This is a genomic window from Paenibacillus sp. sgz302190 (assembly GCF_059820445.1).
Map to the genome: position 1 here is coordinate 13,040 of NZ_JBZYAO010000005.1, position 24,251 is coordinate 37,290.

Sequence of the window (24,251 nt, forward strand, 5' to 3'; positions counted from 1 at the left end):
TACAGGTTGCAGGGGGTTTCTTCATAGGAAGGGGACAAGCTCTCGTGGGTAAAATTGCAGACAGGCTTCTGTTATTCCTGTACAGCCTTATCATATTCGCCGTTTCCATCGCCGTTTTATCCGTGGCAAGCAGCTGGATTCCGAAAGAACAGGCCGATGCCGTGCTCAGCAGTTTTTATTTTGATAAAAACTACGCTTACACAGCGATAGCCGTCAGCCTCATCGTGCTGCTCATCAGCATTCGCTTTTTATACATATCGCTGCGCAGAAGCCGCTCCCAATCCCCGTCCATCGATCAGCGTACGGAGGTGGGCGACATTCGGATTTCCATCGAAACGGTGGAGAATCTTTCCTTGAAAGCGGCCGGGCGCACGAGAGGGGTCAAAGATTTGCGGGCCCGCGTCCGGGTCAGCCAATCCGGTCTGGAGCTGTTGATCCGCACCGTGGTAGACGGGGAAAGCTCCATTCCCGACCTGACCGAAGAGATGCAGAACAACGTGAAACGGCATATTGAGGAAATTACCGGCATCCCGGTAGCTTCCGTAACCGTATACGTTGCCAACATCGTGCAGTCCGCTCCATCATTTAAAAGCCGTGTCGAATAGAGGTGAACCCACCCATGTGGAATGAGCTGTGGGAGCAGCATAGGGGCAAGACGATCGGAACTGGCTTGGGCGTATTTTTTGGCTTTATTTATTTGTTTTTCGGTTTTTGGAACATGCTCATTTTTGCATGTATCGTACTGCTTGGATTGTATGTCGGCAACAGGCTCGACCGCAGGGAAGGCTTTCCGGTGCTCGAAGACATTTGGCGCTATCTCACGCAAAAATGGAGAATGTTTCGCTAAAATCCTTGGGTTTTCCATGGATTTTTTTGTTTGGATTCATTCACGAATGACGTATACTAGAGGAAAAGCAATGATTCGGATACGAAACCCGAATTTTTAGGAGGACATGAATGAAACGCAGGGTCGCAAGGGAAATTGCGCTACAAAGTTTATACCAAATACAGATGAATGAGGCGTCTCCGAAGGAGGCCGTCGAGAACGCCATCCATGAAGCGGAACATGACAACGAAGCGCAGCTCGATGTCGCCGACGAGAAAATTTCGCCGGCCTATATTTATGAGCTGGTCGAGGGGACAACCGTCAACAAGGTCCGGATCGACGAAGTGCTGGAAGAGTATTTGAAAGGCTGGCAAATGGACAGGCTGTCCCGCATCGACCGCGAAGTGCTGCGGCTTGCGGTTTACGAAATGATTTACCGCGAGGATGTGCCGCCGAAAGTCGTCGTGAACGAGGCGATCGAGCTCGCGAAACATTTCGGCACGGAAGAATCCGGGAAGTTTGTCAACGGAGTACTCGGCAAAATGATCAAGGAACTGGCAAACATCAAAAGCAAGCCTGCGCATTGATTGGAAGGCGCTGCGTCTTCATACACATCATCGATTTCGTTGGAGGAGGAGTCCTGCATGTCCGGACAAGTAATTAATGGAAAAGAACTCGTAAGCTCGATTCGTGAGGAAATTAAAGCCGAAGTCGCCGAGCTGACCGCCAAAGGCCATCAGCCCGGCCTCGTCGTCGTCATCGTCGGGGAAGACCCGGCTTCGCAAGTATATGTAAGAAACAAAGCGAAGTCCTGCGACGATGTGGGCATTTATTCCGAAGTGCACCGCTTGGCGGAAAGCACGACGCAGGAGCAGTTGATCGACCTGATTCACAAGTTCAATGCGGACAGCCGGATACACGGGATTCTCGTGCAGTCTCCGCTTCCGAAGCATATTGACGAAGAAGCGGTCGTCGATGAAATCGATCCGGCCAAAGACGTCGATTGCTTCCATCCCGTCAACGTCGGCAACCTGATGATCGGCAAAGACGGCATGAAGCCCTGCACGCCGCACGGCGTCATCGAAATATTGAAGCGCACCGGCGTGGAAATCGCCGGCAAACACGCCGTCGTCGTCGGCCGCAGCAATATCGTCGGCAAGCCGATGGCGATGCTGCTGCTGCGCGAGCATGCTACGGTATCGGTCGTTCACTCCCGCACGCCGAATATGGAAGAGATTACGAAGCAAGCGGACATTCTTGTCGTCGCCGTCGGCAAGGCGCATCTGATCAAAGCGCATCACGTCAAACCGGGCGCCGTCGTCATCGACGTCGGGATGAATCGCCCTGCTGACGGCAAGCTGACCGGGGACGTCGATTTTGAAGCGGTGAAAGAGATCGCTTCGGCGATTACGCCGGTTCCCGGCTGCGTCGGCCCGATGACGATCACGATGCTGCTGCGCAACACCGTTGACGCCGCACAGCGCGCCGCTCAAGCGAATGTGAGCGTGTAGCGCGAAGTTATGGCTAAAAACGAGGCGAAAATCTTATCCGTCAAGGATTTGAACCGTTATATCAAAATGGCGCTGGAGGGCGACCCCCGTCTGCAGGACGTGTGGGTGCGCGGCGAAATATCCAACTTTACGCATCATTCCAGCGGGCATATGTATTTTACGCTGAAAGATGCGGACGGACGTCTGAAAAGCATCATGTTCGCTTCGCATAACCAGAAGCTTGCGTTTATGCCGAAGGAAGGCACGCGGGTCATCGCCCGCGGCAACATTTCGGTGTACGAGCGGGACGGAGCGTACCAGTTCTATGTGACGGCGATGCAGCCTGACGGCATCGGCAGCTTGTATCTGGCCTTCGAGCAGTTGAAAAAGAAACTCGAAGCCGAAGGGCTGTTCGCGGCGGAGCGCAAGAAACCGATTCCCCGGTTTCCGCGCGCGATCGGCGTGATCACGTCTCCGACGGGGGCCGCTATCCGCGATATTATCATCACGCTGCAGCGGCGCTACCCGTCGATCCCGATTCTCCTGTACCCGGTGCTTGTACAGGGGGCGCAGGCGGCGCCTTCGATCGTCAAGGCGATCGAAGCGATGAACCGGCTCGGTGAAGCCGAGGTGCTCATCGTCGGCCGCGGCGGCGGCTCGCTCGAGGAGCTGTGGGCGTTCAACGAGGAAGCGGTCGTGCGGGCGATCGCCGGCTCCGCGATTCCCGTCATCTCGGCCGTCGGCCACGAGACGGACTTCACGATCGCGGACTTCGTCGCCGATCTCAGAGCGCCGACGCCTACGGCGGCGGCCGAGCTCGCGGTGCCGCACCACCTCGAGCTGAAGCAGCAGCTGTCGCAGCATGCGCAGAGGCTGCATTACGGGCTGCTCCAGCAGCTGCGCCGCAAGCAGGAACGGCTGGAGCGCGCGAAGCGCTCCCCGTTCCTGACGAACCCGCGCAGGCAGCTGCTGATGCAGCCTGCGCAGCGGCTCGACCGGCTGGCGGAGCAGCTCGGTTACCGCATCCGGCAGCGGCTTGCCCGCGCTGCCGAGCGCCACATGAAGCTGGAGCGCAAGCTGTCCGGCTTCGATCCGCGCGAGCAGGCCGTGTATGCGAAGCGGCGGCTGGTTACAGCCGGCCGGCAGCTGGACACGGCGATGCAGAGCCTCCTGCGCGTCAAAAAGCAGGAGTGGCAGTCCGGCGTCCGCCATCTGGACGCGCTCAGCCCGCTGAAAGTCATGCAGCGCGGCTACAATCTGGCGTACGACGAGAAGGAGCGGACGCTGATCCGTTCCACCCGTCAGGTGCAGATCGGGGACGTTATCAAAATCCGGCTGTCGGACGGCAAGCTGGATTGTCACGTATGGGGTATGGAGGAGATCGAGGATGTCAAATAGCGAAACGGAACTCAGCTTCGAGCAGGCGATCGAGCAGTTGGAACGCATCGTCGGCCAGTTGGAAAGCGGGGACGTTCCTTTGGAAAAAGCGATCGAGCTGTATCAGGAAGGGGTTCGTCTTTCCCACCTGTGCGGCTTGAAGCTGGAGCAGGTCGAGAAGAAAATCGAGATGCTGGTGGAAGGGGAAGCGGGCGTCACCCGCAAGCCTTTCCAACCGGCCTTGGAGGATAAGGGGAATTCGGTTGAATAACATAAGCACGATACGCGACTATATAACCGAAGAAGCGGAAAAAGTGGAGGCGGCGCTCGCTGAGTCGCTGCCTGCCCAGTGGCAGGTCCCCGGTCCGCTGCGGGAATCGATGAATTACTCTTTGATGGCCGGGGGCAAGCGGCTGCGGCCGATTTTCGTCCTGGCAGCGGCAGAGGCGCTCGGAGGTTCGAAGGAAGCGGCGCTTCCGGTCGCCTGCGCCATCGAGATGATTCATACGTATTCCCTGATTCACGACGATTTGCCGGCGATGGACAACGACGATTATCGCCGCGGCAAGCCGACGAACCATAAAGTATACGGCGAAGCGATGGCCGTTCTGGCCGGCGACGCGCTGCTGACGCATGCGTTCTACAGCGTTGCGCAGGCGCGCAAGGTTCACGGCGCGTCGGCCGAGCGCATACTTGCCATTACCGAAGAGCTTTCTTTCTTTGCCGGAGCCCGGGGCATGGTTGGCGGACAAGCCGCCGACATGCTGGGCGAGCAGGGCATCACGAAGCTGGAAGAGCTTGAATATATTCATACGCACAAAACGAGCGATTTGATCGTCTTTTCCCTGCGCGCCGGCGGCCACATTGCCGAAGCGTCGGAAGAGCAGCTCGCCGCGCTTAGCCGGTTCGGGCTATGCATCGGCCTCGCTTTCCAAATTCAGGATGATATTCTGGATCTCATCGGAGATGAAGCAAAACTGGGCAAACCGGTTAAAAGCGATGAGAAGCAGGAAAAGGTGACGTACCCGTATTTCATCGGGATCGAAGCTTCGGAGCAAAAAGTGAGACAGCTGACCGCCGAAGGCAAAGAAGCGCTGTTGAAGGCGCAGCTGCCGAATCCCGCCCGTCTGCTGCAGCTGGCGGATTATTTGATGCAAAGGGATCACTAGCGAACGCCGATATAGTACGTCGCGCTCCATTTTATGTTATAATGGTGCAAACTTAGCATTTTGAACATTGAAAGCGAGGAAACAAGCGTGCTGCTCGAACAAATCAATCAGCCTGAGGATTTGAAGCGTTTATCCATAACGGAGCTTGAGACGTTGGCGGATGAGATCCGGCAATTTCTGATCGAGAAGCTGTCCGTTACAGGTGGACATCTGGCCCCCAACTTAGGTGTGGTTGAGCTCACCATAGCGCTGCATACCCTGTTCCACAGCCCGTACGATAAATTGATATTTGACGTGGGCCACCAAGCTTACGTTCATAAAATATTGACAGGCCGCATGGACAAGTTCGATACGCTCCGCAAATACAAGGGCTTGTGCGGTTTTGTCAAACGCTCCGAAAGCGAGCATGACGTCTGGGAGGCCGGCCACAGCAGCACTTCGCTGTCAGCGGCGATGGGCATGGCGATGGCGCGGGATTTGCAAGGCGAGCATTACAAAGTTGTCGCTGTGATCGGCGACGGCGCGATTACAGGCGGCATGGCGCTGGAGGCCATGAACCATATCGGCCATGAAAAGAAAAATTTGATTGTCGTGCTCAACGACAACGAAATGTCGATTGCGCCCAACGTTGGGGCGATTCATAACTATTTAAGCAAGATCCGCTCGGACCGCCACTATTTGAAAGCGAAAGAGGAAGTCGAGCATTTACTTAAGAAAATTCCTGCCATCGGCGGAACGCTGGCCAAGACGGCGGAGAAGCTGAAGGACAGTCTCAAATATTTTGTACTGAACGGCGTTTGGTTCGAAGAATTGGGCTTCACCTATATCGGCCCTGTCGACGGACATAATTTGCCGGTGCTTATGGATACGCTCAAACAGGCGGAAAAAGTGGCCGGACCCGTGCTCGTGCACGTCGTAACGACCAAAGGCAAAGGCTACACGCCGGCGGAAAAAGATTCGCTGACCTGGCACGGCGCAGGGCCGTACAAGATCGAATCGGGCCAAATGCTGAAATCCGCAGGCCATCCGATGTATACGGAAGTTTTCGGCAATACGCTGATCGAGCTGGCGGAGAAGGACTCGCGGATCATTGCCGTCACGCCGGCGATGCCGGGAGGATCTGGGCTGCTGAAGTTTGCCAAACAGTTCCCGGATCGGATGATCGACGTAGGCATCGCCGAGCAGCACGCCGCAACGCTGTGCGCGGGATTGGCCAGCGAAGGCTTGAAGCCGGTATATGCCGTATACTCGACATTCCTCCAAAGAGCTTACGATCAAGTCGTTCACGATATTTGCCGGCCGAAGCTGAACGTGACGTTCGCCATCGACCGCGCGGGCTTTGTCGGGCCGGACGGCGAGACGCATCAAGGCGTGTACGATATCGCCTTTCTCCGCTCGCTGCCGAATATGGTGCTGATGATGCCGAAGGACGAGCGGGAACTGCGGGATATGATGCAGACGGCGCTTGAATACGGTGAGGGTCCGATCGCTTACCGTTATCCCCGCATTAACGGGCGAGGCGCGAAGCTTGACGAGGTCCCGAAAGCGATTCCGATCGGCACCTGGGATACGGTGCGGGACGGCGACCATGCGGCCGTGCTGGCCGTCGGTCCGATGGTGGAAATCGCCGAGGAAGCGGCCGAACTGCTGGCGAAAGAGGGCTTCCATCTGCGCGTTGTCAATGCGCGGTTTATTAAGCCGCTGGACGAAGCGTATTTGCTGCAATTGGCGCATGAAGCTCTTCCGATCGTTACGATGGAAGAAGGATCGATTCAAGGCGGATTCGGCAGCGCGGTGCTGGAATTTTATGCGGCTCGCGGTATTGTGGGGCTGCCCGTCAAGCTGCTCGGCGTGCCCGACTATTTTGTCGAGCACGGTTCGGTGAAGGAGCAGCGCGAGGAAGTCGGCCTGACGCTGCAAAATCTTGTCGCGGAAGTGAAAGCTTTAGTTCCGCGCAAACGCCAGCGGGCGTAAAACCGGCGGGGCGGTGCACGCAGCCGCTTCGCTAACGAAGCTGCGAGACAAGGAGTTCAAACTTTACATGTCGTCGGATAAAGAACGAATTGATATTTTGCTTTTGGAGCATGGATATTTTGAAAGCCGGGAAAAAGCGAAGGCCGCTATTATGGCAGGCCTTGTTTTTGCGGATGAAGAGCCTGTGGACAAAGCAGGCACCAAAATCAGCCGCAAAGCCGCGCTCAAGGTCAAAGGCGCCGTGCATCCTTATGTAAGCAGGGGCGGGCTGAAGCTGGAGAAAGCGCTGAAACTGTTTGACATCGATTTGCAAGGGGCGGTGATGCTCGATATCGGGGCATCGACCGGCGGGTTCACGGACTGTGCCCTGCAAAACGGGGCTTCTTACGTATACGCTGTCGACGTGGGTTACAACCAGCTGGACTGGTCGCTGCGCAACGACGAGCGCGTGAACGTCATGGAGCGGACGAATTTCCGCTTCACCAAAAGGGACGATTTGACGGGACCGCCGCCGACTTTTGCGACGATTGACGTCTCTTTTATATCGCTGCGTATCATTTTGCCGCCGCTGAAAGAGATTTTCCAGGAGCAAGGCGCCGTCATCGCGCTGATCAAGCCGCAATTCGAGGCCGGCCGGGACAAAGTCGGCAAATCTGGCGTCGTTCGCGACCCCGAAGTACACGAAGAAGTGCTGAGGTCCGTGCTTGCTTTTGCCGATGAGCTGGGTTTTCGCTTGCAGGGGCTGACTTTTTCTCCCATTACGGGCGGGGAAGGCAATATTGAGTTTTTGGCGTACTGGACCTGCGGCGGGGAGCATTCTTCGATTGCCGCGGGCGGCATGGAGTCTGCCATTCAGACTACGGTTCGTGAAGCGCAGAAACTGCATGGCAAATAAACTCATCCTGAGCCCGTCCGTGTGACATGAGGGCGCAGAGATGGGTTTTTTGCTGGAAAAAAAGGATTTTCCGGGAACCCCGCGAATAGTAAGGCGAGGTGATGGACATGGAAAAGGGCGATATTACAGTCATTTTGCTAATCCTGATCGTCTTTACGGGCTTTATGATGCTGCGTTTCCAGCGGTGGCTGAATACGCCTGTAAAGAAGCGTTTTCGCGTGCCTGCCGAAGCGGATGTTCCTTATGACGATACTGTGGAACTGCTGGAAGGAGCCGGGTTTGATGTGCTCGCAGGGAAAACCAAGGTTCCCGTCACCATGGTTGTGAATGACAGCGAACAGCTGGAAAGCCGGTATTTTATCGACTATTTTGTGCAAAAGAACGAAGAGTTGTACCTGGTAAAGCTGGCCAAAGACCGCAAGCCTCTCGAAATGACGGGAAGCGCCGTTCGCGATATGCTGCTGCCCTACAGCCTTATTTATCCGGAAGCGTCCGGCGTGCTGTATGTAGATATGGAGCAGCAAAAAATTAAAAAAATTACGTTTCATATAGAGGTGTAAGCAATGAAGGGTCAAAGGCATGTGAAAATAAGGGAAATCATTACGAATCATGAGATTGAAACTCAGGATGAGCTTGTGGAATCGCTGCGCGCCGCCGGTTTTCATGTAACGCAGGCAACCGTTTCCCGGGACATTAAAGAGCTTCATCTGATCAAAGTTCCTTTGGATGACGGCCGCTACAAATATTCGATGCCGGCGGATCAGCGCTACAACCCGATGCAGCGGCTGCGCAGGGCGCTCAGCGATCATTTTGTGAGCATCGATTATACGGACAATCTCGTCGTCATGAAATGCTTGCCGGGAACGGCGAATACGATTTGCGCGCTGCTCGACAACCTGGAGTGGGCGGAAGTGATGGGAACGATCGGCGGGGACGATACGATTTTCGTTATTTGCCGCGGCAAAGATCAAAGCCAATCTTTTGTCAATCAAATCATGTCCTTACTATCCTAATGCCTGGAGGAAAACATGCTGACGGAACTATCGATTCGCAACCTGGCGGTCATTGAACATGTACATATTCGGTTTAAAGAAGGCTTTCATGTATTGACGGGGGAGACAGGCGCAGGGAAATCGATCATTATCGATGCCTTGACACTGATCGCAGGCGGCCGCGGCTCGTCGGAGCTGGTTCGTTACGGCGAAGATAAGGCGGAGATCGAAGCGATGTTCGAGCTGCCTGCCGATCATCCGGTTTGGCAAACGCTTACGAATCTCGGGATAGAAGCCGATGCTAGCGAGCATTTGATCATACGCCGGGAAGTGACGACAGCGGGGAAAAGTTCCAGCCGGATCAACGGGCAACTGGTCAATTTGACGATGCTAAAGGAAGCGGGCGAAAGCCTGGTCAACATTCACGGGCAGCATGAGCACCAGTCTTTGTTAAAAGTGGACGAGCACATTCATTCGCTCGATCTGTTCGGCGAAGCGGAAATCCGCCGGGCGAAGCAAACCTATCAGGAGGCGTACGACCAGTACACCGGTCTGCAAAAGGAACTGCGCGAGCTGCAGGAGACGAGCAAGCAGGCGCTGCAAATGCTCGATTTGTACCGGTTCCAAATTGAGGAGCTGTCCGCGGCGAAGCTGAAGCCGGGCGAAGACGAAACGCTGGCTGAGGAAAAACGCAAGCTAGCCAATGCCGAAAAGCTGTACCAAAGCGCCTCGGAGTCTTACGATTTGCTTTACGCCTCCAATCGTGGACTGGATGCGGTGCGCAAATCGATCAACCGGCTGCAGGACATCGTCCAGTTGGATTCGGCCAAGCTGAACCCGCTTCTGGAGCAGGCGCAATCTGCCTACTACCAGTTGGAGGATGCGGCTTATCAAATGCGGGATTACCGCGATGAAATCGAATTCAATCCCGAGCGGCTCGATTTTATTGAGGAGCGGCTTGACCAGATTTCCTCTTTGCGCCGCAAATATGGGGAACATATACCGGAAATGCTCGCTTATTTGGATAAAATCATTAAAGAAGTGGACACCATCGAAAATAAAGACGAGCATATCCGCAGGCTGGAGGACCGCTTGGCCGTTCTGGAGCGGCAGCTCGCCGCGGCGGCGGTCGATCTCTCGGACATCCGCAAGCGGCTTGCGGAACAATTGGCCGTGCAAATTGAGGCGGAGCTGCGCGACTTGCAAATGGAACGAACCCAATTCCGGGTGCAAGTCCAGCGTGTACCGGACGAACGCGGAATCGATGTGGACGGCGGCAAAGTCCGTTTCAGCCGGGAAGGTATCGATCAGATCGAGTTCTTGATGGCGCCGAATCCCGGCGAACCGCTGCGCGGGCTGAGCAAAATCGCCTCGGGGGGCGAGCTGTCGCGGATTATGCTGGCGATGAAGGCGATATTCGCCCGCATCGATCAAATTCCCGTGCTCGTTTTTGACGAAGTCGACACAGGGGTAAGCGGCCGCGCCGCGCAGGCGATCGCCGAGAAAATGTCGGTGCTTTCGCGCAGCTGCCAAGTATTTTCGATCACGCATCTGCCGCAGGTGGCTTGCATGGCCGATGTTCATTTTGCCATCCATAAGGAAGTGGACCGCGAGCGCACGTTTACGCGCGTCAACGATTTGCCGGAAGCGGGGCGGACGCAGGAACTGGCGCGAATGCTCGGCGGCGTTGAAGTTACGGATAAAACCTTGCACCATGCGGAAGAAATGATTACTTTGGCGAATGAAAAGAAATCAAGGATATAAAAGTTTGCACAGCTATCATTTTCAGTTATAAAACCGGGGGAGTGGGGTTAAGTTATAGGTACGCATTTGACGAAGCTGTTCGTCAGGGCTCAGGAAGTGTAAAGGAGCGTGAAATAGTTGCAATCCAGCAAAAGAAAAAGATTGATAGGACTCTTGCTCGTCTTCTTCGTTTGTATGGTTAGTTTGTCCGCGCCTTTCCAAAGCTTTGCCTCATTTCCCGAAGAACTGCGCTTGTTCAGCGGCCAGAAAAAACAGCTCCAATTGACGATGCCGGTGAGCGCCCAGGTCACGGTCAACAATCCGGATATCGTAAAAGTCAACGGCAATGCCAAGCACTCATTTCAGGTTAATTTGAAAGAGCCTATTTCTTTGCAGTCTGACCGTTCCGGCCAAACGGAAATGAAAGTCAAGCTGTTCGGCGCCATTCCGATCAAAACGGTTAGAGTGAACGTCGTTCCCGATTTGAAAGTGATCCCCGGCGGCCAGACGATAGGCGTAAAAATCAAGTCGGCGGGTATTTTGGTCGTCGGCCACCATCTTGTTTCCGTTGCTCAGGACAAAAAGATTTCCCCCGGAGAAGAAGCCAAAATTCAGGTCGGCGATCTCATTACCAAAATTAACGGCAAAGAATCCAAAGATGTCAGCAAAGTAGCAGATCTCGTTACGAAAGCTGGAGAAAGTAAAGCACCGCTCGATCTGACGATTCGCCGCAATAACGAAGAGATTCTAGTCAAGCTGCAGCCTGCTTACGACATCGTCGATAAATCGTACCGGCTAGGGCTGTATATTCGCGATTCCGCAGCCGGTGTCGGCACCTTGACCTTCTATGCGCCTGATCAGGGCGTATACGGGGCGCTGGGGCATGTGATTACGGATATGGACACGCAAACTCCGATCGTCGTTGGCGCAGGGGACATCGTCTATTCGAACGTAACGTCCATCGCCAAAAGCCACAACGGAGAACCCGGCGAGAAACGCGCCACTTTATACAAAGACAGCAAAGTGATCGGCAATATCGAGAAAAATACCGCCTTCGGCATTTTCGGCAAAATGTACTCGGCACCGGATCATAGCCTGGAGAAAGATGCGATCCCCGTTGCTTTTGCGGAAGAAGTGAAAGAAGGCCCAGCCCAAATCTACACGGTGGTGGAAGGTCAAAAAGTCGAGAAATTCGATATTCAGGTCGTCCACGTTTCCAAACAGGATTTCCCGGCCACTAAAGGCATTGTGATCAAAATTACCGACCCGCGGCTCTTGGAGAAAACAGGCGGCATCGTGCAAGGCATGAGCGGCAGCCCTATTATCCAGAACGGCAAAATGATCGGAGCGGTTACGCATGTATTTGTCAACGATCCGACGAGCGGCTATGGCTGTTTCATCGAATGGATGCTGCAGGATTCCGGTATCATTTTGAGACCTTCATCGACAGAATCAAAGGCTAGCTAGAGGCCTTTGATTTTTCTCTTATATGGCCTCTCTTTCTTATATGGTTCAATTTCCAAATAATCATGTCGAAAAATGTTGGAAATAGAAGATAAATATTTAATTATATAAGAAATCGAAAAAAAAGGAAAGAAAAATAATTTTCGACAGGAGGAATTTAAACCAGGGTGTCGAATACCTTAACCTAAGAGAGAAAATTTACCAAATCAACTTGTATTAGTAGCTAAAAGGAGGATTTCAAGTTGCAAAAAATTCAGGTGTTGCTGGCAGATGATAATCGTGAGTTCACTCACTTATTATCAGAGTTTATCGGTGAACAAGAGGACATGGAAATTGCAGGCGTCGCTTACAACGGAAATGAGGTGCTTCGCTTCATTGAACAGCAGCGCGAAGTGCCGGATGTACTGATTCTGGACATCATCATGCCTCATCTGGACGGCCTCGGCGTCCTTGAAAAGCTTCGCGAAATGAATTTGAATCCGCAGCCCAAGATCATCATGCTGACCGCTTTCGGGCAAGAAAACATCACCCAAAAAGCCGTTCAACTGGGAGCTTCTTACTACATACTTAAACCTTTTGATATGGAAGTGCTTACGAATCGAATCCGTCAGCTGGTTGGAGGCAATCAATCTGCGGCCATGACTTCGCCTTCACCCAAAGCGAACGTTGTTCATATGCCAAAAGGTAAAAATTTGGACGCCAACATTACGAGCATCATACATGAAATCGGCGTTCCTGCACATATTAAAGGATACCAGTACCTGCGAGAAGCGATCACGATGGTTTACAATAACATCGAGATCCTTGGAGCCATTACCAAAACGCTGTACCCGGCCATTGCCGAAAAATACAAAACAACCCCAAGCCGCGTCGAACGCGCCATCCGCCACGCGATTGAAGTCGCCTGGACCCGCGGCAACATCGACAGCATCAGCTTTATTTTTGGCTACACGATTAATATATCGAAATCGAAACCGACGAATAGCGAATTCATCGCGATGGTGGCGGATAAGCTGAGAATTGAGCATAAGGTGTCGTGAAAGCAGGAATGACGCGGAGTTTGGAAGCTCGCTAAACCACTTGATCGTTCCTTCACGTAACAAACGGGTTAATTTAGCGGCTAGATTCGCTCAGATAACGTAGAAAACCTACCGCGGCTAAACGGTAGGTTTTCTACGTTATTTATTCCGATCGCTTACGCCAAGATACGTTTTAAGCGCATCCTGTAATATATGCGAAAAGTTTACGTGCTGCTCTACTGCGATATCGTCGAGCCATTTCGGAATGGTCAGCGTTTTCTTTACGGACTTGTTCGCCATCTCATCGCGAAAAGGAGTCATCCACACCTCAATGAGTACGATTGCCTGACGCTCATTTTCCTTTTTGATATCAATTACCCGTGCTGGTTCCGGAATATCGTCATTATCACGTTCCATACCGTATAGATGAAGCGCTAAACACTCTTTAGCCATACGCAAGGCTTCATTGTCTGTATCGCCGCAAGTGAATTCTTTAGTGAAGATTGTTATTTGGGTAAGGTTGCCAACATCGGATAAAAGTCCGTAGTCATCACACCCGCTATAACGGCGGGATCTTCTGCGATGAGTTGTGGGACTTGGTCTGCATTTTCAACCTCGATGATGGCGAGCCCGTGAGGATCGTTCGGTTTTCGAATCGGTCCGAAAACCAGAACAATCCCCTGATTCTGTTTATCCGTCCAATAGGCAATGTGTTGGTGCATAACGTTCCGTTCTTCTGCGGTCATATCCTGTGGAAAAGTTGTTCTTGGCGGCGTAGACCATAACATAAAGTGCATTTTTCCCGGATTATTGCTTGCGGTGCTATCCGACATTACGGAAAACCCTCCATTCCATTACCCTAAAATTGTATTTCATACCCATGACGCTCAATGTCAATTATCCCACAAATCCTTTTCGTTATACAAGTAACATAGATGATTCAACGCAAATAGCGTCTGCATTATACAGGCCCGCGTTTTCAGAATGACTCACGGCATACTAGCTAGCATTAACACAGATATGAACGTTACAATACTTGATTTTTCATTGCGAAGATTGCTCCACAAGGTTTATGCTTTTGAGGGGGACTAGCAATTTTGGAACTTGTAAATCGGGCGCATGTGGAAAGTGAGGATTATTTTGAATGGTGGATGAGTACATTTGGGCGATTTTTGTAGCTGAGAATACAGGAGGCTTCCCCAACTTTTATCCGATCGGAATTTACACTTCTCGCGATAAAGCTATCGCTGAACTGGATGCATTACCGAAAAATATGAATTATCATCTCCTCCAGTTGCCCATAAATCGTACGTTTCCTTACTATCATAAGAAGAGCGGCAAACTGATCGGAATGAACGGAATTTACCACGAACATTTTCACTTTAGGGATAATGAGAAGATGTAGCGATTCAGTGACTAAAAAGGCAGGGGAGATACTATGAGGCTAGAAACGGATCGTCTGATAATTAGAGAGTTCTTAATTGAAGATTATAACGCTGTTCATCGTTACGCATCAGATGCCGAGGTTGTTCGATATATGATTTGGGGGCCAAATACTGATGGAACAAAGGAAAATGGCACGATTCATACCAGTATTCGATCTTAGAACATGAATACGTTGGAGGTCGCTCATGAACATTAGAAAGGCCACTGAGAATGACATTGAGTCGTTGATTTTGATGCGGTGGGAATTTACTTCGGAGCATCAACCCCATGTACGGGATGATTTCGATCTTTTTGCTGCAAAGTGCCGAGCATTTCTTGAACAGGCTATGCTTGGCGAACGCTGGCATATTTGGGTTGCAGAATTGGATGGCATCATAACGTCTCATGTCTATATCCAATTGATCGATAAAGTGCCGCGGCCAGGAAGAAATACATATCCGTTTGCCTACATGACTAACGTCTACACCGACCCAGGCTATCGGTCACGAGGAATCGGTGGTCAACTTCTACAAGTGATTCGTGAGTGGGCGACGGCTAGCAAGTTTGAATTCATTATCGTCTGGCCAAGCGAAGAGAGCAGGGAGTTCTATTCAAGGAACGGGTATACGCTATGTAACGATCCCATGGAACTGCATTTGTAACGTACGTGTATTAAGATTAAGGGTCTGTTTCCATTGGTTGAAGGCAAGCATTTCGCGGCTGGAAGATATAAGCGCTCGCATCGGCAAAGGAGCAGTTTTTCTTTAATAAAAGAGGGCTGGCCCTCGCATAACGTTGAAGCGATTGTTTGCACTCGCAAGTGGTTCAATCGACTGCGCTATGACAAGGGCCAGCCCTGCTTTTCATCCATTAATGTTTAACGATTTGTTTCATAAGCGGTGCCGTATTGCGGCGGATTATGATACCCCAACCGCGGAATAAGCATTTTTAACCGCTGTTACTTGACTGGAATTTGCTCCGTACAAGTCGGTTGCCGCCTGGATGGCACTAGCGCGCATAGCTGAGAAATTGGATGTAGGGGTCAGATAGTAAACAAGGGCACGATAATAAATATCTACAGCCGCACTCCGGCCGATTCCGGCTACGGTGACGCCTTTGAACGTACCGCCCTGAGCAAGCAGGTAGAACGCTTTGTTGTTGATTCCGCTGTTCGTATGCACACCGCCGTTGTCAGAGGAACCGGTGTAGCGGTTCGGATAGTAGTCGGGTTGGCCGTACAATGTTGGATTTGACATGGAGCGAAGTGCGTCTCCGGAGACGGAAGGCGTATATACGGCATCGCCGATCAGCCAGTTTTTGGATTCGATCGTATTTCCCATAATATCGGCAATGGATTCGTTTAGCGCCCCGGATTCTCCGTAATAATTTAAATCGGCGGAATACTCGATAACGCCATGGGTTAATTCATGGCCGACTACGTCCAAATCACCGGATAGCGGGATAAAAACAGATCCATCCCCGTCTCCGAACACCATTTGACTGCCGTTCCAAAAGGCATTGTTGTAAGCGGTACTGTAATGAACCGTCGATTTGATCCGCAAGCCGTTGCCGTCCAGGCTGTTCCGGCCGAATTTGGAGGAGTAGAAGTCATATACTTTTTCTGCGTACGTATGCGCGTCTACCGCTGCTCCATCTGTCCAAACATTGTTGGACTTGGTCAGCAAGGTTCCAGGCAGCGAGGTGCCGTTGGAAGCGGTATAAGTTACAATGCCGTTGCCGCGGGTGCTATCGAATAATTGGTAAGTCGAACCGGATAAAGTGGTTGTGAACGTTTTGGTGTCGCCCAGTACGCCTGTGCCTGTACCCGTGGCATGCTGCAGCAAGTCGTATTTGAATATAATGCTGCCGTCTTCGGCGCTAATTATATAACGCGTGCGGGTCGGCGTTGGCTCCAGAACGTTGACCTCCGTTATATAGGCGAGCACAGGTTGTCCATCATTTAAGTATACGTTCAGCTCAGCTTTTGGTGTTTTTTGGGGCTCGCCAAGTTTACCGACGATGCTTTCTGTATCTTTCTCGGCAATAGAGATGGCTTGCTGTTCCGTAATTTGGGAAGCGATGCCTTTGGACAACGCTTGATTGTCATCCGGCAGCACACTGCCGAAGAAGGAAGTGACTTTTCCTTCTTTATCAATATGCACCGTCTGCTCCGCGCCATAAACCGGCACGCCTTGAATATACTGCTTTAACCGATAATGCTGTACGCCTGTCTTAGCGTCGGTTTCTTGTTTCACGATTTTAATTTGATCTTTAAGCGCAACGCGTTTGCCAATTTGCAGCTTCTCTTTTTTGCTGTCGAGATACTTCCAAATTTTTTCTTCGCCCGGAGTTCCGTTCGGTGCGCTCCAATTTTCCGCTGTGAACAAGGCAGGAGACCAATCTTTCAGAGCATCAGGCTTGCTCTGCGGAGCCGCTTGTGCGGATTGCACAGCCCCCAGCAAAAATGCACCCGTAATCATAGATACCCATACTTTTCTCATCAATGAATCTCTCCCAACTTAAATGGTTTAGTTTTGTTTTCCCGTTTAAAGGAAACAAATGGTTTGGATACTGCTACTTAAACATCGCCTCCTTTTTTTTAACCAATGGTCAATATTGGGCTGTACTAGTTTAGTGCGCATCTAAGACTAGCAAGCGCAATGGATAATGATGCAAGATTCTGCATACAAATGCCCATATAAAGGGTTATATGAGAAATAATAACATCATTATGATATATATAGTAACATAAAACTATCAATAATGAAATACATAAAATGGAAATAAATGAGAATTAATTTTGTTGACTATGATTTTAATCACAAGTGGAAGCGATTACGGCCATTTTTGCTGTGAAAATTAATGTTGCTTTCATGTTCCTTTAATAAAACGGCCGAAAAAAAGGAGTAAGATGGAACTAAGTTCACAATATAGACAAAAGAATAGGAGTGATTATTGTGAAACAAGTTATGAGTTTTTTAAAAGGTTTTCTTTATGCATTTATTGCGATTGGTGCACTGCCGTTTTTACTGATCCAAAGCTTTCTTGATTTGTAATTCGGTTTTCACATTTTTAAAAAGAATGCCGCTGTTTTATCGGTTTTTAACAACCGGTAAGCAAGCGGCATTTTTTTGATTAAATGGGTCTCATTTTGCTAACCGGGTTAGTTTCCATACATAGGAGTCAAAACGTCCGATTGATTTGAAGGATTCGTGCAAATGCTATGAAGGAAACTAACAGAGGAGTGAGCTAACAATGAAAAAGTTTTATTTGTGCTTATCGGCAGCCGTACTATCCATGTCCTTAATAGCTGGATGCACCAGCAACAATATGAGGGCGAGAAGCGTCGATCATTACCGTAATCCTGATATTGCCGCCAGAAATCAAGGCTATGTTCGGCCGCTGGATGTCGGAACGGCGACCCCAAGCCCGACAAATGCTGCCGGCACGGCGCAAAGCATTTTCAGCGATGTTCCAAGCGGACAATGGTATACGGACAACGTCCTCTGGGCAGCCAACTTGGGTTTGGTCAACGGTTACCCGGACGGCACTTTTCTTCCTAATGGAGCGATCACTAGAGCCGAAGTCGTCAAAATTATTCGCTCCCTGGCGGACAAAGGATATATTGTCATACCTTCGGCCACGACAACGCCAGTGCCGACTACGACGCCAACCGCTACGCCTGCAGCAACGGCAACTGGCACTTCGACGCCGACTACAACGCCTGCAGCTACGACAACTGCAACTCCGACCGCGACGCCATAAGCACGCTTAAATAAGCGAATATTCCGCCAAACTGGATACTCCGCATACGTCCATGTTATGATGAATGGTAGTCGGCAGTAGTATATAGGAAAGGTAAACACATCATAATATGGATGAACAAAACAAAAAAAGCGAAAAAAGTTTTCATTTTTTAGCCGTAATTTTAGGCGTAATTGTGGACAATGTAGGGACTTTTTTATCTTCTGCAAGCATAAGCCTCATTTTTTTGTCCACGCAATCTGACAATGAACAAGATCTGATGAAAATTTATTCTTACACGGGATGGCTGGCTGCGTTTTTGGTTATCGGCATGTTTTGGTCTTTCTACGGCGCTTACGTAGCGGCCAAGGTAGCCAAACGGGCCGAGTACTTCAATGCCGGATGCATAGGCGTGATTGGCGCGGCGGTCGGCTTTGATTCTCTGATTTCCAATCCCGGCGTTGCTTTTTGGTACCAAATCATCGGACTGATCGTCATCGTGCCGGTTTCTTTATTGGGCGGCCATGTGGCGTTAAGACGCAAGCATGCGCGGAGCATGAATCGCTAAAAAAAGAGACTCCAGCCTGTAAAGGCGGGTCTCTTTTTAGGTGGTTCAGCCTGCTGGCGCCGGTACGTAGGAAAGCATTGTGTTTTTCACAAGTTCCGTAGTCTGACTCAAGTCCATATTTTCAAATACATGTTCGCATTGCTTGCGGTAGGAAACTTCCTCGATATAGTGGTTCATATAATGATCGATAACGTCCATCGGCGTGCTGCGCGCCAGAAGCCTTTCCATAATCGTCTGCTTGTTTGCATAAATAAAAATTCGGACAGCCCGTTCGCCGAACTCATATTTGAAACGGTTGGCCGCATAGCGGTTGACGATAACGTAAATAGAGCCGTGTTCCTTGAGAGCTTGATCGATGTCCGCACGTTTGATTCCGTAAAAATTTCCGTCGATTTCCGCCGTCTGAAAAAATTCACCGTTAATATCCGCATCGATGAACGCTTTCCGTGAAATGAATTTGTAATCTCTGCCTTCGATTTCTTTAGGTCTTGGAGTTCGTGTTGTGTAAGATGCAACCGATGAGAAGCCGAGCTCTTTGGCAATTTGGTGCGCAATTGTTTTGCGACCGGAACCGCTTGTGCCTGTGAACACAAAGATCAATCCGCCGGTTTGCTGTCCGCCCATAATGAATCCTCCTCCAAATATGAAATTTTGAAAGCGATATCGTGATAGTTTTATTATAGTACGAATATTCGGAAAATTAAAGAGAGAATTCGTGTTTCATAGATTGTGCGGTATAATAGAAACGTCGAAAGGAGCTGTTCCTGCTGAATTTCAAAATATATGTGCAAATGAATCGGGCATTGTTTTACTTGGTCGGTATGCTTGCGGTCGCGTCAGCGGCTTGTACGGCGCTGCTGCTGGTCCGTATTTACGGGTCGTCGGGCAGCTTTCTGTACAGATGGTTGATTGCGCCGAATTTGATGCTGGCCTGGATTCCGCTTGCGGCGGCGCTGGCCGTTCGTTACTGGTGGCATATGAAGCAAACATTCCGCATCAGACTGCTGATCGGATTGCTGGTATGGCTCCTGTTTTTGCCGAATGCTCCGTATATGTTGACGGATCTGGTGCATTTGACATATTTGAAATCGTCGGTTCCCGTACATTTTGACGTATTGCTGAACGCTTTTACCGCGATTATTGCCCTTTGGGTCGGCTTGTTTGCCTTCTATCTCGTGCACGAAATATGGTTGGGACTGCTTCGCCCGGCCGCAAGCTGGATGTTGGCCGGCGTCTTGCTGCTGCTGTGCAGCGTTGGCGTGTTTTTGGGCCGCTTTTTGCGGTATAACAGCTGGGATTTTTTCCGCAAGCCCTGGGCGATCGCGCAAGATTCCATAAAGCTGCTGGAGCAGCGGGATGCGCTCGTTTTTATCGGCGTGTTTATGCTGGTTCTTAGCTGTTTGTACCTTGTTTTTTACGCTTCTGTCCGGTATCGGGCCGCCGCAAAGAACGTTCGTTAAGAAGGAGAGTTTTCATGCCCAAATATGCAAATCTAAGTATCGAGGCAACGCAATTTTTGCAAAATAAAACAGGCAGCACTCACCTGGAATGTTATACATACATCGATCCGGAGCGGACGGAAGAAAGTTTTTTTGTCGTGCGTACGACGAACAAAGTGATTCATGTCGGCTTTTCCGAAATTGCGTACGATCCGGCCGATTACAAGAGTTTGCTGGAAGGTCTCTACCGCTCTGTCTATGAATAATTGCATGGACAATGCATACGATTGATGATAGGATGATTTTAATTGCATATGGATGGAACCAGGTGCTGAATGATACGTTTCATTCAGTTAAAAGGGAAGTCCGGTGAGAATCCGGCACGGACCCGCCACTGTAACGATCGGGCTTTGGAGCAAAGCCTCTCCTTGGCAGCATGTCACTGGGCAATACCCGGGAAGACGCCGGGAGTATGATCGAAGTCAGGAGACCTGCCCGGTTTGAACGACACTTTTGCCCTACGAGGAATTAGGGTGTGTTAGAGGGCGGTTGCTCCTGTGCTTATTGAAAAGACGTTCAAACCAGGCATTTCTAACATGATGTTGTGTTGGAAATGCTTTTTTATTCGTGCAAAAGGTTTTTAGAAAGGGTGATTGCTATGCCGGGGAAATTGCTCGTCATCGGTTTCGGGCCGGGAAGTTTCGAACATATTACGAAGCGGGCGCGCGAGGCTATTCAAGAAAGTGAAATCATCATCGGCTACAATACATATGTCGATCTTATATCCGGCTTGATTTCGGAACAACAAATTGTAAGAACCGGAATGACGGAGGAAGTGAGCCGGGCGCAAGAGGCGGTCAGACAAGCGAAGCTGGGGAAAAAGGTAGCGGTCATCTCAAGCGGAGACGCCGGTGTGTACGGGATGGCCGGCCTTGTCTACGAAGTGTTGATGGAGCAAGGGTGGACGCCAGCGGGCGGCGTCGAAGTTGAAATCATCCCCGGCATCTCGGCCATCAATTCCGCTGCATCCTTGCTGGGCGCGCCTATTATGCACGATGCGTGCACGATCAGCTTGAGCGACCATTTGACGCCGTGGGAGCTTATTGCAAGGCGGGTGGAAGCCGCGGCGCAGGCGGATTTTGTCATTGCGCTGTACAACCCGCGCAGCGGAAGAAGGACGCGGCAAATCGTCGAGACGCAGCGCATTTTGCTTCAGCACCGTTCGCCGCAAACGCCGGTCGGCATCGTCAAGAGCGCATACCGGGATCGGGAGCACGTCGTCGTAACGACGCTGGCCGATATGCTGAATCATGATATCGGGATGCTGACAACGATTATTATCGGCAACTCGGCGACCCAAAATTATGACGGCCTGCTGATAACCCCGCGGGGGTATCAGCGCAAATATACGCTGGGCGCGGAGACGCAGCCGCTCAAGCCGCATCAGCGGCTGCGGGCCGAGGCGGAGCCTTGGGCGCTCGCGCAGGAGGAAGAGGCTCCGGCCGAAGACCGGAGCGAAAGCGCGGGAGCCGCAGCCGGCGGAGAGCCGGCCGTTCGGCAGGCAGCGCAAGCGGCGGCCCAAGCCAGCAGCCCTTTGCAGCTGGCGATGGAGGCGCTGGAGCTGGTTTCCCGGGGCAGCGGCGGCGCTGCGGGGGCTTTGGAGCCGATGGCGTTTACCGCGACAAAGTCGATCTTTGAATTTGCGGTAAGCCCGGGGATCGCAAATAAACGGTTGAGCGCGGCGCAGTTATGCGCGCTGGGCGAAATCGTCGGCGACAGGGGCGACATCGAATATTCGCCGCACCATCAATTGATCGTCCGCATCCAGACGGACAATCCGCAGGATATCACTTCCGAGCTGAGCGAGCTCGGCCTCATGCTTTCGCCGATCGGCGACGTTGCGCAGATTAAAGCCTGCGACTTTTGCAATCTGGAAAAAGGGGAATCGATTCCTTATGCGGAGGCGCTGCATCAAAGAATCGGCAATCTGGAGGTACCGAAGGAGCTGAAAATCGGCTTCAACGGCTGCGGCATGGCTTGCTATGGCGCGGTGCAGCAGGATATCGGCATCGTATACCGGAAGGAAAAGTTCGATTTGTTTTTGGGAGGCAAAACCGTCGGCAGAAACGCGCATCCGGCCCAACCGGTAGCGGAAGGCATCGATCCGTCGGAGCTCGTCGAGCAGGTCGTCAGAATTGTCGAGCGGTACAAGCGGGAAGGGCATCCGAACGAGCGGTTCCACAAGTTTTTTAAACGCGTTAAAGAAATAGAAGGCTACCGCCACCAGGAAGCGCAAGGATTCGTCATTGAAAACGCCGTCTGCGGCGATTAGAACGTTATACCAGCATGTTCGTTTTTTATGGATAGAGCACGGTGAAGTTTTGGGAGGGGATAAAGACATGAATGCTGTCTTGTTTGTAGGGCACGGAAGCCGGGATGAGGAAGGCAATGAGGAGGTCCGGCAGTTTATTGCGGAAATTGCCGGGAAGATGGACGGTTTTATCGTAGAGACTTGTTTCCTTGAATTCGTCGAGCCGACCATCGCTCAAGGAATCGATCGCTGTATCGAGCTTGGCGCGGACCGGGTTGTGGTCATACCTATTATTTTATTTGCGGCCGGTCATGCCAAAATTCATATTCCCGCGGCGATTGACGAGGCTAAGCGGAAATACCCGCATATCGGGTTTACATACGGCAGACCGATCGGCGTACACGATCAAATTTTGGACATTTTAACGTCCAGAGTGCAGGATTCCGGCGTTCGGCTGGAGAATGAGCTGGAGGACACGGCGTTTTTGATCGTCGGCCGGGGCAGCAGCGATCCGGATGCCAACAGCGATCTGTTCAAAATTTCCAGGCTGCTTTGGGAACGGCTGAAAGTAAAATGGGTGGAGACGGCTTTTATCGGCGTTACCGCTCCGCTGATGGATGACGGCGTGGAACGATGCATCAAGCTCGGCGCCAAAAAAGTAATTATTTTGCCTTATTTTCTTTTTACAGGCATTTTGATTCAGCGGATGGAGGAAATGGTGGAAGGATACCGCCGGCAGTATCGGGAGCAGGAATTTCATTTGGCTCCTTACTTCGGCTTCCATCCGCTGCTGCAGGAAATTTTGATCGGCCGGGCGCTGGAAGCGGTGCAGGACGAGGTTAAAATGAACTGCGACATGTGCCAATACCGTCTAGAGGCGATGAAGCATATCGATCACCATCATCATCACGACCATGACCATGATCACGGACATCACCATCACCATGATCATGATCACGACCATCATCATCACGATCACGATCATCATCATGACCACGACCATGAGCACGAGCACGCGGGAGGAACGAAGCGATGATACTCGTTTTAGCGGGCACAAGCGATGCCAGGGAGCTGGCGCTGCGGATCCGGTCAGCCGGGCATGCCGTGCTGACGACGGTCGTCACGGAGAGCGCCGCCAAAAGCATGGAAGCCGCAGGGCTGCCCGTGCTGACAGGCAGGCTGACAGCCGAGGATATGCGGCGGTTGATTGCCGACAAGGGCGTTCGCGTCGTAGCGGACGCCACGCATCCTTTTGCCGAGGAGGTGTCGAAGAACGCCATGGCCGCGGCGCAAGCTGCGCAAGTTCCGTATGTGCGGTTCGAGCGGCAAAGTCTTGCCTACGAGCAGAGCGCGCTCGTCACGATCGTGGACGACTACAAGCAGGCCGCTGAGGCCGCCGCGCAAAAAAAGGGCTGCATCATGCTGACTACGGGCAGCAAGACGCTGAAAATTTTTGCCGACCGGCTGAACGGTTTGCCTGACACGACACTCGTCGCCCGCATGCTGCCGCGCAAAGACAACATGGAAAAATGCGAGGAGCTCGGCATCGAGCAAAAAAACATCGTCGCCATGCAGGGGCCTTTTTCCAAAGAGCTGAACAAAGCGCTGTATGCGCATTACAACGTAACTTTGATGATTACGAAGGAAAGCGGCAAAGTCGGAGCGGTGGACGAAAAGCTCGAAGCGGCGCTGGAGATGGGCATCGAAAGCATCGTCATCGGCAGGCCGGGCATCGAATACGGGACGCTGTTCTCGGATTTTGACGGAGTCGTTCGGCATATCGGGGAGTCGATCAATAAGGAGGCGTAATTCTAC

General features: G+C 51.6%; 27 protein-coding genes and 1 riboswitch. Of the genes, 23 read left to right on the forward strand and 4 right to left on the reverse strand.

Going from position 1 to position 24,251, the window contains the following annotated elements:
* Window positions 1-44 precede the first annotated feature (44 nt).
* The 14 genes from amaP (at window position 45) to spo0A (ending at window position 12,970) form a co-directional block, all read left to right on the forward strand.
* The gene (gene amaP / locus AC6RNO_RS08115) at window positions 45-605 is read left to right on the forward strand and encodes an alkaline shock response membrane anchor protein AmaP (protein WP_474681574.1); all 561 of its coding nucleotides are present in this window, start codon (window positions 45-47) and stop codon (window positions 603-605) included.
* A 14-nt stretch (window positions 606-619) separates the two neighbouring features.
* On the forward strand, window positions 620-847 hold the full coding sequence (locus tag AC6RNO_RS08120) for a DUF2273 domain-containing protein (RefSeq protein ID WP_474681573.1): 228 nt from the start codon (window positions 620-622) through the stop codon (window positions 845-847).
* A 110-nt stretch (window positions 848-957) separates the two neighbouring features.
* Window positions 958-1,413 (forward strand): transcription antitermination factor NusB, encoded by a 456-nt coding sequence (nusB, locus tag AC6RNO_RS08125; protein ID WP_474681572.1) that lies wholly within the window; start codon window positions 958-960, stop codon window positions 1,411-1,413.
* 57 nt (window positions 1,414-1,470) lie between these two features.
* Window positions 1,471-2,337, forward strand: a complete 867-nt coding sequence (gene folD / locus AC6RNO_RS08130; protein ID WP_488436643.1) for a bifunctional methylenetetrahydrofolate dehydrogenase/methenyltetrahydrofolate cyclohydrolase FolD — start codon at window positions 1,471-1,473, stop codon at window positions 2,335-2,337.
* A 9-nt stretch (window positions 2,338-2,346) separates the two neighbouring features.
* On the forward strand, window positions 2,347-3,714 hold the full coding sequence (gene xseA, locus AC6RNO_RS08135) for an exodeoxyribonuclease VII large subunit (RefSeq protein WP_497105160.1): 1,368 nt from the start codon (window positions 2,347-2,349) through the stop codon (window positions 3,712-3,714).
* A complete protein-coding gene (gene xseB, locus AC6RNO_RS08140; RefSeq protein WP_474681569.1) occupies window positions 3,704-3,964 on the forward strand; it encodes an exodeoxyribonuclease VII small subunit in 261 nt (86 codons plus the stop codon). Before xseA ends, xseB begins: the two co-directional genes overlap by 11 nt.
* A gap of 1 nt (window position 3,965) precedes the next feature.
* Window positions 3,966-4,862 (forward strand): farnesyl diphosphate synthase, encoded by an 897-nt coding sequence (locus AC6RNO_RS08145; protein WP_497105254.1) that lies wholly within the window; start codon window positions 3,966-3,968, stop codon window positions 4,860-4,862.
* A gap of 87 nt (window positions 4,863-4,949) precedes the next feature.
* The gene (gene dxs / locus AC6RNO_RS08150) at window positions 4,950-6,836 is read left to right on the forward strand and encodes a 1-deoxy-D-xylulose-5-phosphate synthase (protein WP_497105255.1); all 1,887 of its coding nucleotides are present in this window, start codon (window positions 4,950-4,952) and stop codon (window positions 6,834-6,836) included.
* Between the two features lie 67 nt (window positions 6,837-6,903).
* Entirely contained in the window at window positions 6,904-7,731 is an 828-nt protein-coding gene (locus AC6RNO_RS08155; RefSeq protein WP_497105161.1) for a TlyA family rRNA (cytidine-2'-O)-methyltransferase, read from the forward strand.
* A gap of 107 nt (window positions 7,732-7,838) precedes the next feature.
* A complete protein-coding gene (locus AC6RNO_RS08160) occupies window positions 7,839-8,291 on the forward strand; it encodes a hypothetical protein (protein ID WP_474681567.1) in 453 nt (150 codons plus the stop codon).
* A gap of 3 nt (window positions 8,292-8,294) precedes the next feature.
* Complete coding sequence (ahrC, locus tag AC6RNO_RS08165) at window positions 8,295-8,744, forward strand: transcriptional regulator AhrC/ArgR (protein WP_497105162.1); 450 nt, start codon at window positions 8,295-8,297, stop codon at window positions 8,742-8,744.
* Between the two features lie 15 nt (window positions 8,745-8,759).
* Window positions 8,760-10,487 carry a DNA repair protein RecN gene (recN, locus tag AC6RNO_RS08170; RefSeq protein ID WP_497105163.1) on the forward strand — a complete coding sequence of 576 codons (1,728 nt, stop codon included), beginning with the start codon at window positions 8,760-8,762 and terminating at the stop codon, window positions 10,485-10,487.
* 117 nt (window positions 10,488-10,604) lie between these two features.
* Window positions 10,605-11,933 (forward strand): SpoIVB peptidase, encoded by a 1,329-nt coding sequence (gene spoIVB, locus AC6RNO_RS08175; RefSeq protein WP_497105164.1) that lies wholly within the window; start codon window positions 10,605-10,607, stop codon window positions 11,931-11,933.
* Window positions 11,934-12,172: 239 nt separating this feature from the next.
* A complete protein-coding gene (spo0A, locus tag AC6RNO_RS08180; protein ID WP_474681563.1) occupies window positions 12,173-12,970 on the forward strand; it encodes a sporulation transcription factor Spo0A in 798 nt (265 codons plus the stop codon).
* A 138-nt stretch (window positions 12,971-13,108) separates the two neighbouring features.
* On the opposite strand, the gene AC6RNO_RS08185 is transcribed toward spo0A, so the two are convergent.
* Together AC6RNO_RS08185 and AC6RNO_RS08190 are read right to left on the reverse strand one after the other, a co-directional pair.
* On the reverse strand, window positions 13,109-13,402 hold the full coding sequence (locus AC6RNO_RS08185; protein WP_474681536.1) for a type II toxin-antitoxin system HicB family antitoxin: 294 nt from the start codon (window positions 13,400-13,402) through the stop codon (window positions 13,109-13,111).
* A 53-nt stretch (window positions 13,403-13,455) separates the two neighbouring features.
* Window positions 13,456-13,782: a YciI family protein gene (locus AC6RNO_RS08190; RefSeq protein WP_497105165.1), complete on the reverse strand. Its 327-nt coding sequence runs from the start codon at window positions 13,780-13,782 to the stop codon at window positions 13,456-13,458.
* A gap of 311 nt (window positions 13,783-14,093) precedes the next feature.
* Here AC6RNO_RS08190 and AC6RNO_RS08195 point away from each other — a divergent pair, with 311 nt between their 5' ends.
* A complete protein-coding gene (locus tag AC6RNO_RS08195) occupies window positions 14,094-14,354 on the forward strand; it encodes a hypothetical protein (protein WP_474681534.1) in 261 nt (86 codons plus the stop codon).
* 226 nt (window positions 14,355-14,580) lie between these two features.
* The gene (locus tag AC6RNO_RS08200) at window positions 14,581-15,036 is read left to right on the forward strand and encodes a GNAT family N-acetyltransferase (RefSeq protein WP_497105166.1); all 456 of its coding nucleotides are present in this window, start codon (window positions 14,581-14,583) and stop codon (window positions 15,034-15,036) included.
* A gap of 255 nt (window positions 15,037-15,291) precedes the next feature.
* On the opposite strand, the gene AC6RNO_RS08205 is transcribed toward AC6RNO_RS08200, so the two are convergent.
* Window positions 15,292-16,875, reverse strand: coding sequence for a M4 family metallopeptidase (locus AC6RNO_RS08205; protein ID WP_474681532.1), 1,584 nt, complete (start codon window positions 16,873-16,875; stop codon window positions 15,292-15,294).
* A 754-nt stretch (window positions 16,876-17,629) separates the two neighbouring features.
* On the opposite strand from AC6RNO_RS08205, the gene AC6RNO_RS08210 reads away from it, so the two are divergent.
* Window positions 17,630-18,139 carry an S-layer homology domain-containing protein gene (locus AC6RNO_RS08210; RefSeq protein ID WP_488436645.1) on the forward strand — a complete coding sequence of 170 codons (510 nt, stop codon included), beginning with the start codon at window positions 17,630-17,632 and terminating at the stop codon, window positions 18,137-18,139.
* A 259-nt stretch (window positions 18,140-18,398) separates the two neighbouring features.
* Window positions 18,399-18,686 (forward strand): hypothetical protein, encoded by a 288-nt coding sequence (locus tag AC6RNO_RS08215; RefSeq protein WP_474681530.1) that lies wholly within the window; start codon window positions 18,399-18,401, stop codon window positions 18,684-18,686.
* A gap of 45 nt (window positions 18,687-18,731) precedes the next feature.
* On the opposite strand, the gene AC6RNO_RS08220 is transcribed toward AC6RNO_RS08215, so the two are convergent.
* On the reverse strand, window positions 18,732-19,310 hold the full coding sequence (locus tag AC6RNO_RS08220) for a guanylate kinase (protein ID WP_474681529.1): 579 nt from the start codon (window positions 19,308-19,310) through the stop codon (window positions 18,732-18,734).
* A 167-nt stretch (window positions 19,311-19,477) separates the two neighbouring features.
* Here AC6RNO_RS08220 and AC6RNO_RS08225 point away from each other — a divergent pair, with 167 nt between their 5' ends.
* From AC6RNO_RS08225 to cobK, 5 genes are all read left to right on the forward strand, one after another.
* Complete coding sequence (locus AC6RNO_RS08225) at window positions 19,478-20,146, forward strand: DUF1361 domain-containing protein (protein ID WP_497105167.1); 669 nt, start codon at window positions 19,478-19,480, stop codon at window positions 20,144-20,146.
* Between the two features lie 14 nt (window positions 20,147-20,160).
* Window positions 20,161-20,391, forward strand: a complete 231-nt coding sequence (locus AC6RNO_RS08230) for a hypothetical protein (protein ID WP_488436646.1) — start codon at window positions 20,161-20,163, stop codon at window positions 20,389-20,391.
* A gap of 43 nt (window positions 20,392-20,434) precedes the next feature.
* Window positions 20,435-20,638, forward strand: a riboswitch (cobalamin riboswitch).
* A 145-nt stretch (window positions 20,639-20,783) separates the two neighbouring features.
* The gene (cobJ, locus tag AC6RNO_RS08235) at window positions 20,784-22,457 is read left to right on the forward strand and encodes a precorrin-3B C(17)-methyltransferase (RefSeq protein WP_488436647.1); all 1,674 of its coding nucleotides are present in this window, start codon (window positions 20,784-20,786) and stop codon (window positions 22,455-22,457) included.
* Between the two features lie 67 nt (window positions 22,458-22,524).
* The gene (locus AC6RNO_RS08240) at window positions 22,525-23,472 is read left to right on the forward strand and encodes a CbiX/SirB N-terminal domain-containing protein (protein WP_497105168.1); all 948 of its coding nucleotides are present in this window, start codon (window positions 22,525-22,527) and stop codon (window positions 23,470-23,472) included.
* Window positions 23,469-24,245 (forward strand): precorrin-6A reductase, encoded by a 777-nt coding sequence (cobK, locus tag AC6RNO_RS08245; RefSeq protein ID WP_497105169.1) that lies wholly within the window; start codon window positions 23,469-23,471, stop codon window positions 24,243-24,245. Before AC6RNO_RS08240 ends, cobK begins: the two co-directional genes overlap by 4 nt.
* The last annotated feature ends 6 nt before the right edge of the window (window positions 24,246-24,251 follow it).

Excerpts from the sequence above, each read along its gene's own strand:
- AC6RNO_RS08120 (WP_474681573.1), top strand. The coding sequence starts at position 620 with ATGTGGAATGAGCTGTGGGAGCAGCATAGGGGCAAGACGATCGGAACT.
- nusB (WP_474681572.1), top strand. The coding sequence starts at position 958 with ATGAAACGCAGGGTCGCAAGGGAAATTGCGCTACAAAGTTTATACCAA.
- folD (WP_488436643.1), top strand. The coding sequence starts at position 1,471 with ATGTCCGGACAAGTAATTAATGGAAAAGAACTCGTAAGCTCGATTCGT.
- xseA (WP_497105160.1), top strand. The coding sequence starts at position 2,347 with ATGGCTAAAAACGAGGCGAAAATCTTATCCGTCAAGGATTTGAACCGT.
- xseB (WP_474681569.1), top strand. The coding sequence starts at position 3,704 with ATGTCAAATAGCGAAACGGAACTCAGCTTCGAGCAGGCGATCGAGCAG.
- AC6RNO_RS08155 (WP_497105161.1), top strand. The coding sequence starts at position 6,904 with ATGTCGTCGGATAAAGAACGAATTGATATTTTGCTTTTGGAGCATGGA.
- AC6RNO_RS08160 (WP_474681567.1), top strand. The coding sequence starts at position 7,839 with ATGGAAAAGGGCGATATTACAGTCATTTTGCTAATCCTGATCGTCTTT.
- ahrC (WP_497105162.1), top strand. The coding sequence starts at position 8,295 with ATGAAGGGTCAAAGGCATGTGAAAATAAGGGAAATCATTACGAATCAT.
- recN (WP_497105163.1), top strand. The coding sequence starts at position 8,760 with ATGCTGACGGAACTATCGATTCGCAACCTGGCGGTCATTGAACATGTA.
- AC6RNO_RS08185 (WP_474681536.1), bottom strand. The coding sequence starts at position 13,402 with ATGGCTAAAGAGTGTTTAGCGCTTCATCTATACGGTATGGAACGTGAT.
- AC6RNO_RS08190 (WP_497105165.1), bottom strand. The coding sequence starts at position 13,782 with ATGTCGGATAGCACCGCAAGCAATAATCCGGGAAAAATGCACTTTATG.
- AC6RNO_RS08195 (WP_474681534.1), top strand. The coding sequence starts at position 14,094 with ATGGTGGATGAGTACATTTGGGCGATTTTTGTAGCTGAGAATACAGGA.
- AC6RNO_RS08200 (WP_497105166.1), top strand. The coding sequence starts at position 14,581 with ATGAACATTAGAAAGGCCACTGAGAATGACATTGAGTCGTTGATTTTG.
- AC6RNO_RS08205 (WP_474681532.1), bottom strand. The coding sequence starts at position 16,875 with ATGAGAAAAGTATGGGTATCTATGATTACGGGTGCATTTTTGCTGGGG.
- AC6RNO_RS08210 (WP_488436645.1), top strand. The coding sequence starts at position 17,630 with ATGAAAAAGTTTTATTTGTGCTTATCGGCAGCCGTACTATCCATGTCC.
- AC6RNO_RS08215 (WP_474681530.1), top strand. The coding sequence starts at position 18,399 with ATGAAAATTTATTCTTACACGGGATGGCTGGCTGCGTTTTTGGTTATC.
- AC6RNO_RS08220 (WP_474681529.1), bottom strand. The coding sequence starts at position 19,310 with ATGGGCGGACAGCAAACCGGCGGATTGATCTTTGTGTTCACAGGCACA.
- AC6RNO_RS08225 (WP_497105167.1), top strand. The coding sequence starts at position 19,478 with ATGAATCGGGCATTGTTTTACTTGGTCGGTATGCTTGCGGTCGCGTCA.
- AC6RNO_RS08230 (WP_488436646.1), top strand. The coding sequence starts at position 20,161 with ATGCCCAAATATGCAAATCTAAGTATCGAGGCAACGCAATTTTTGCAA.
- cobJ (WP_488436647.1), top strand. The coding sequence starts at position 20,784 with ATGCCGGGGAAATTGCTCGTCATCGGTTTCGGGCCGGGAAGTTTCGAA.
- AC6RNO_RS08240 (WP_497105168.1), top strand. The coding sequence starts at position 22,525 with ATGAATGCTGTCTTGTTTGTAGGGCACGGAAGCCGGGATGAGGAAGGC.
- cobK (WP_497105169.1), top strand. The coding sequence starts at position 23,469 with ATGATACTCGTTTTAGCGGGCACAAGCGATGCCAGGGAGCTGGCGCTG.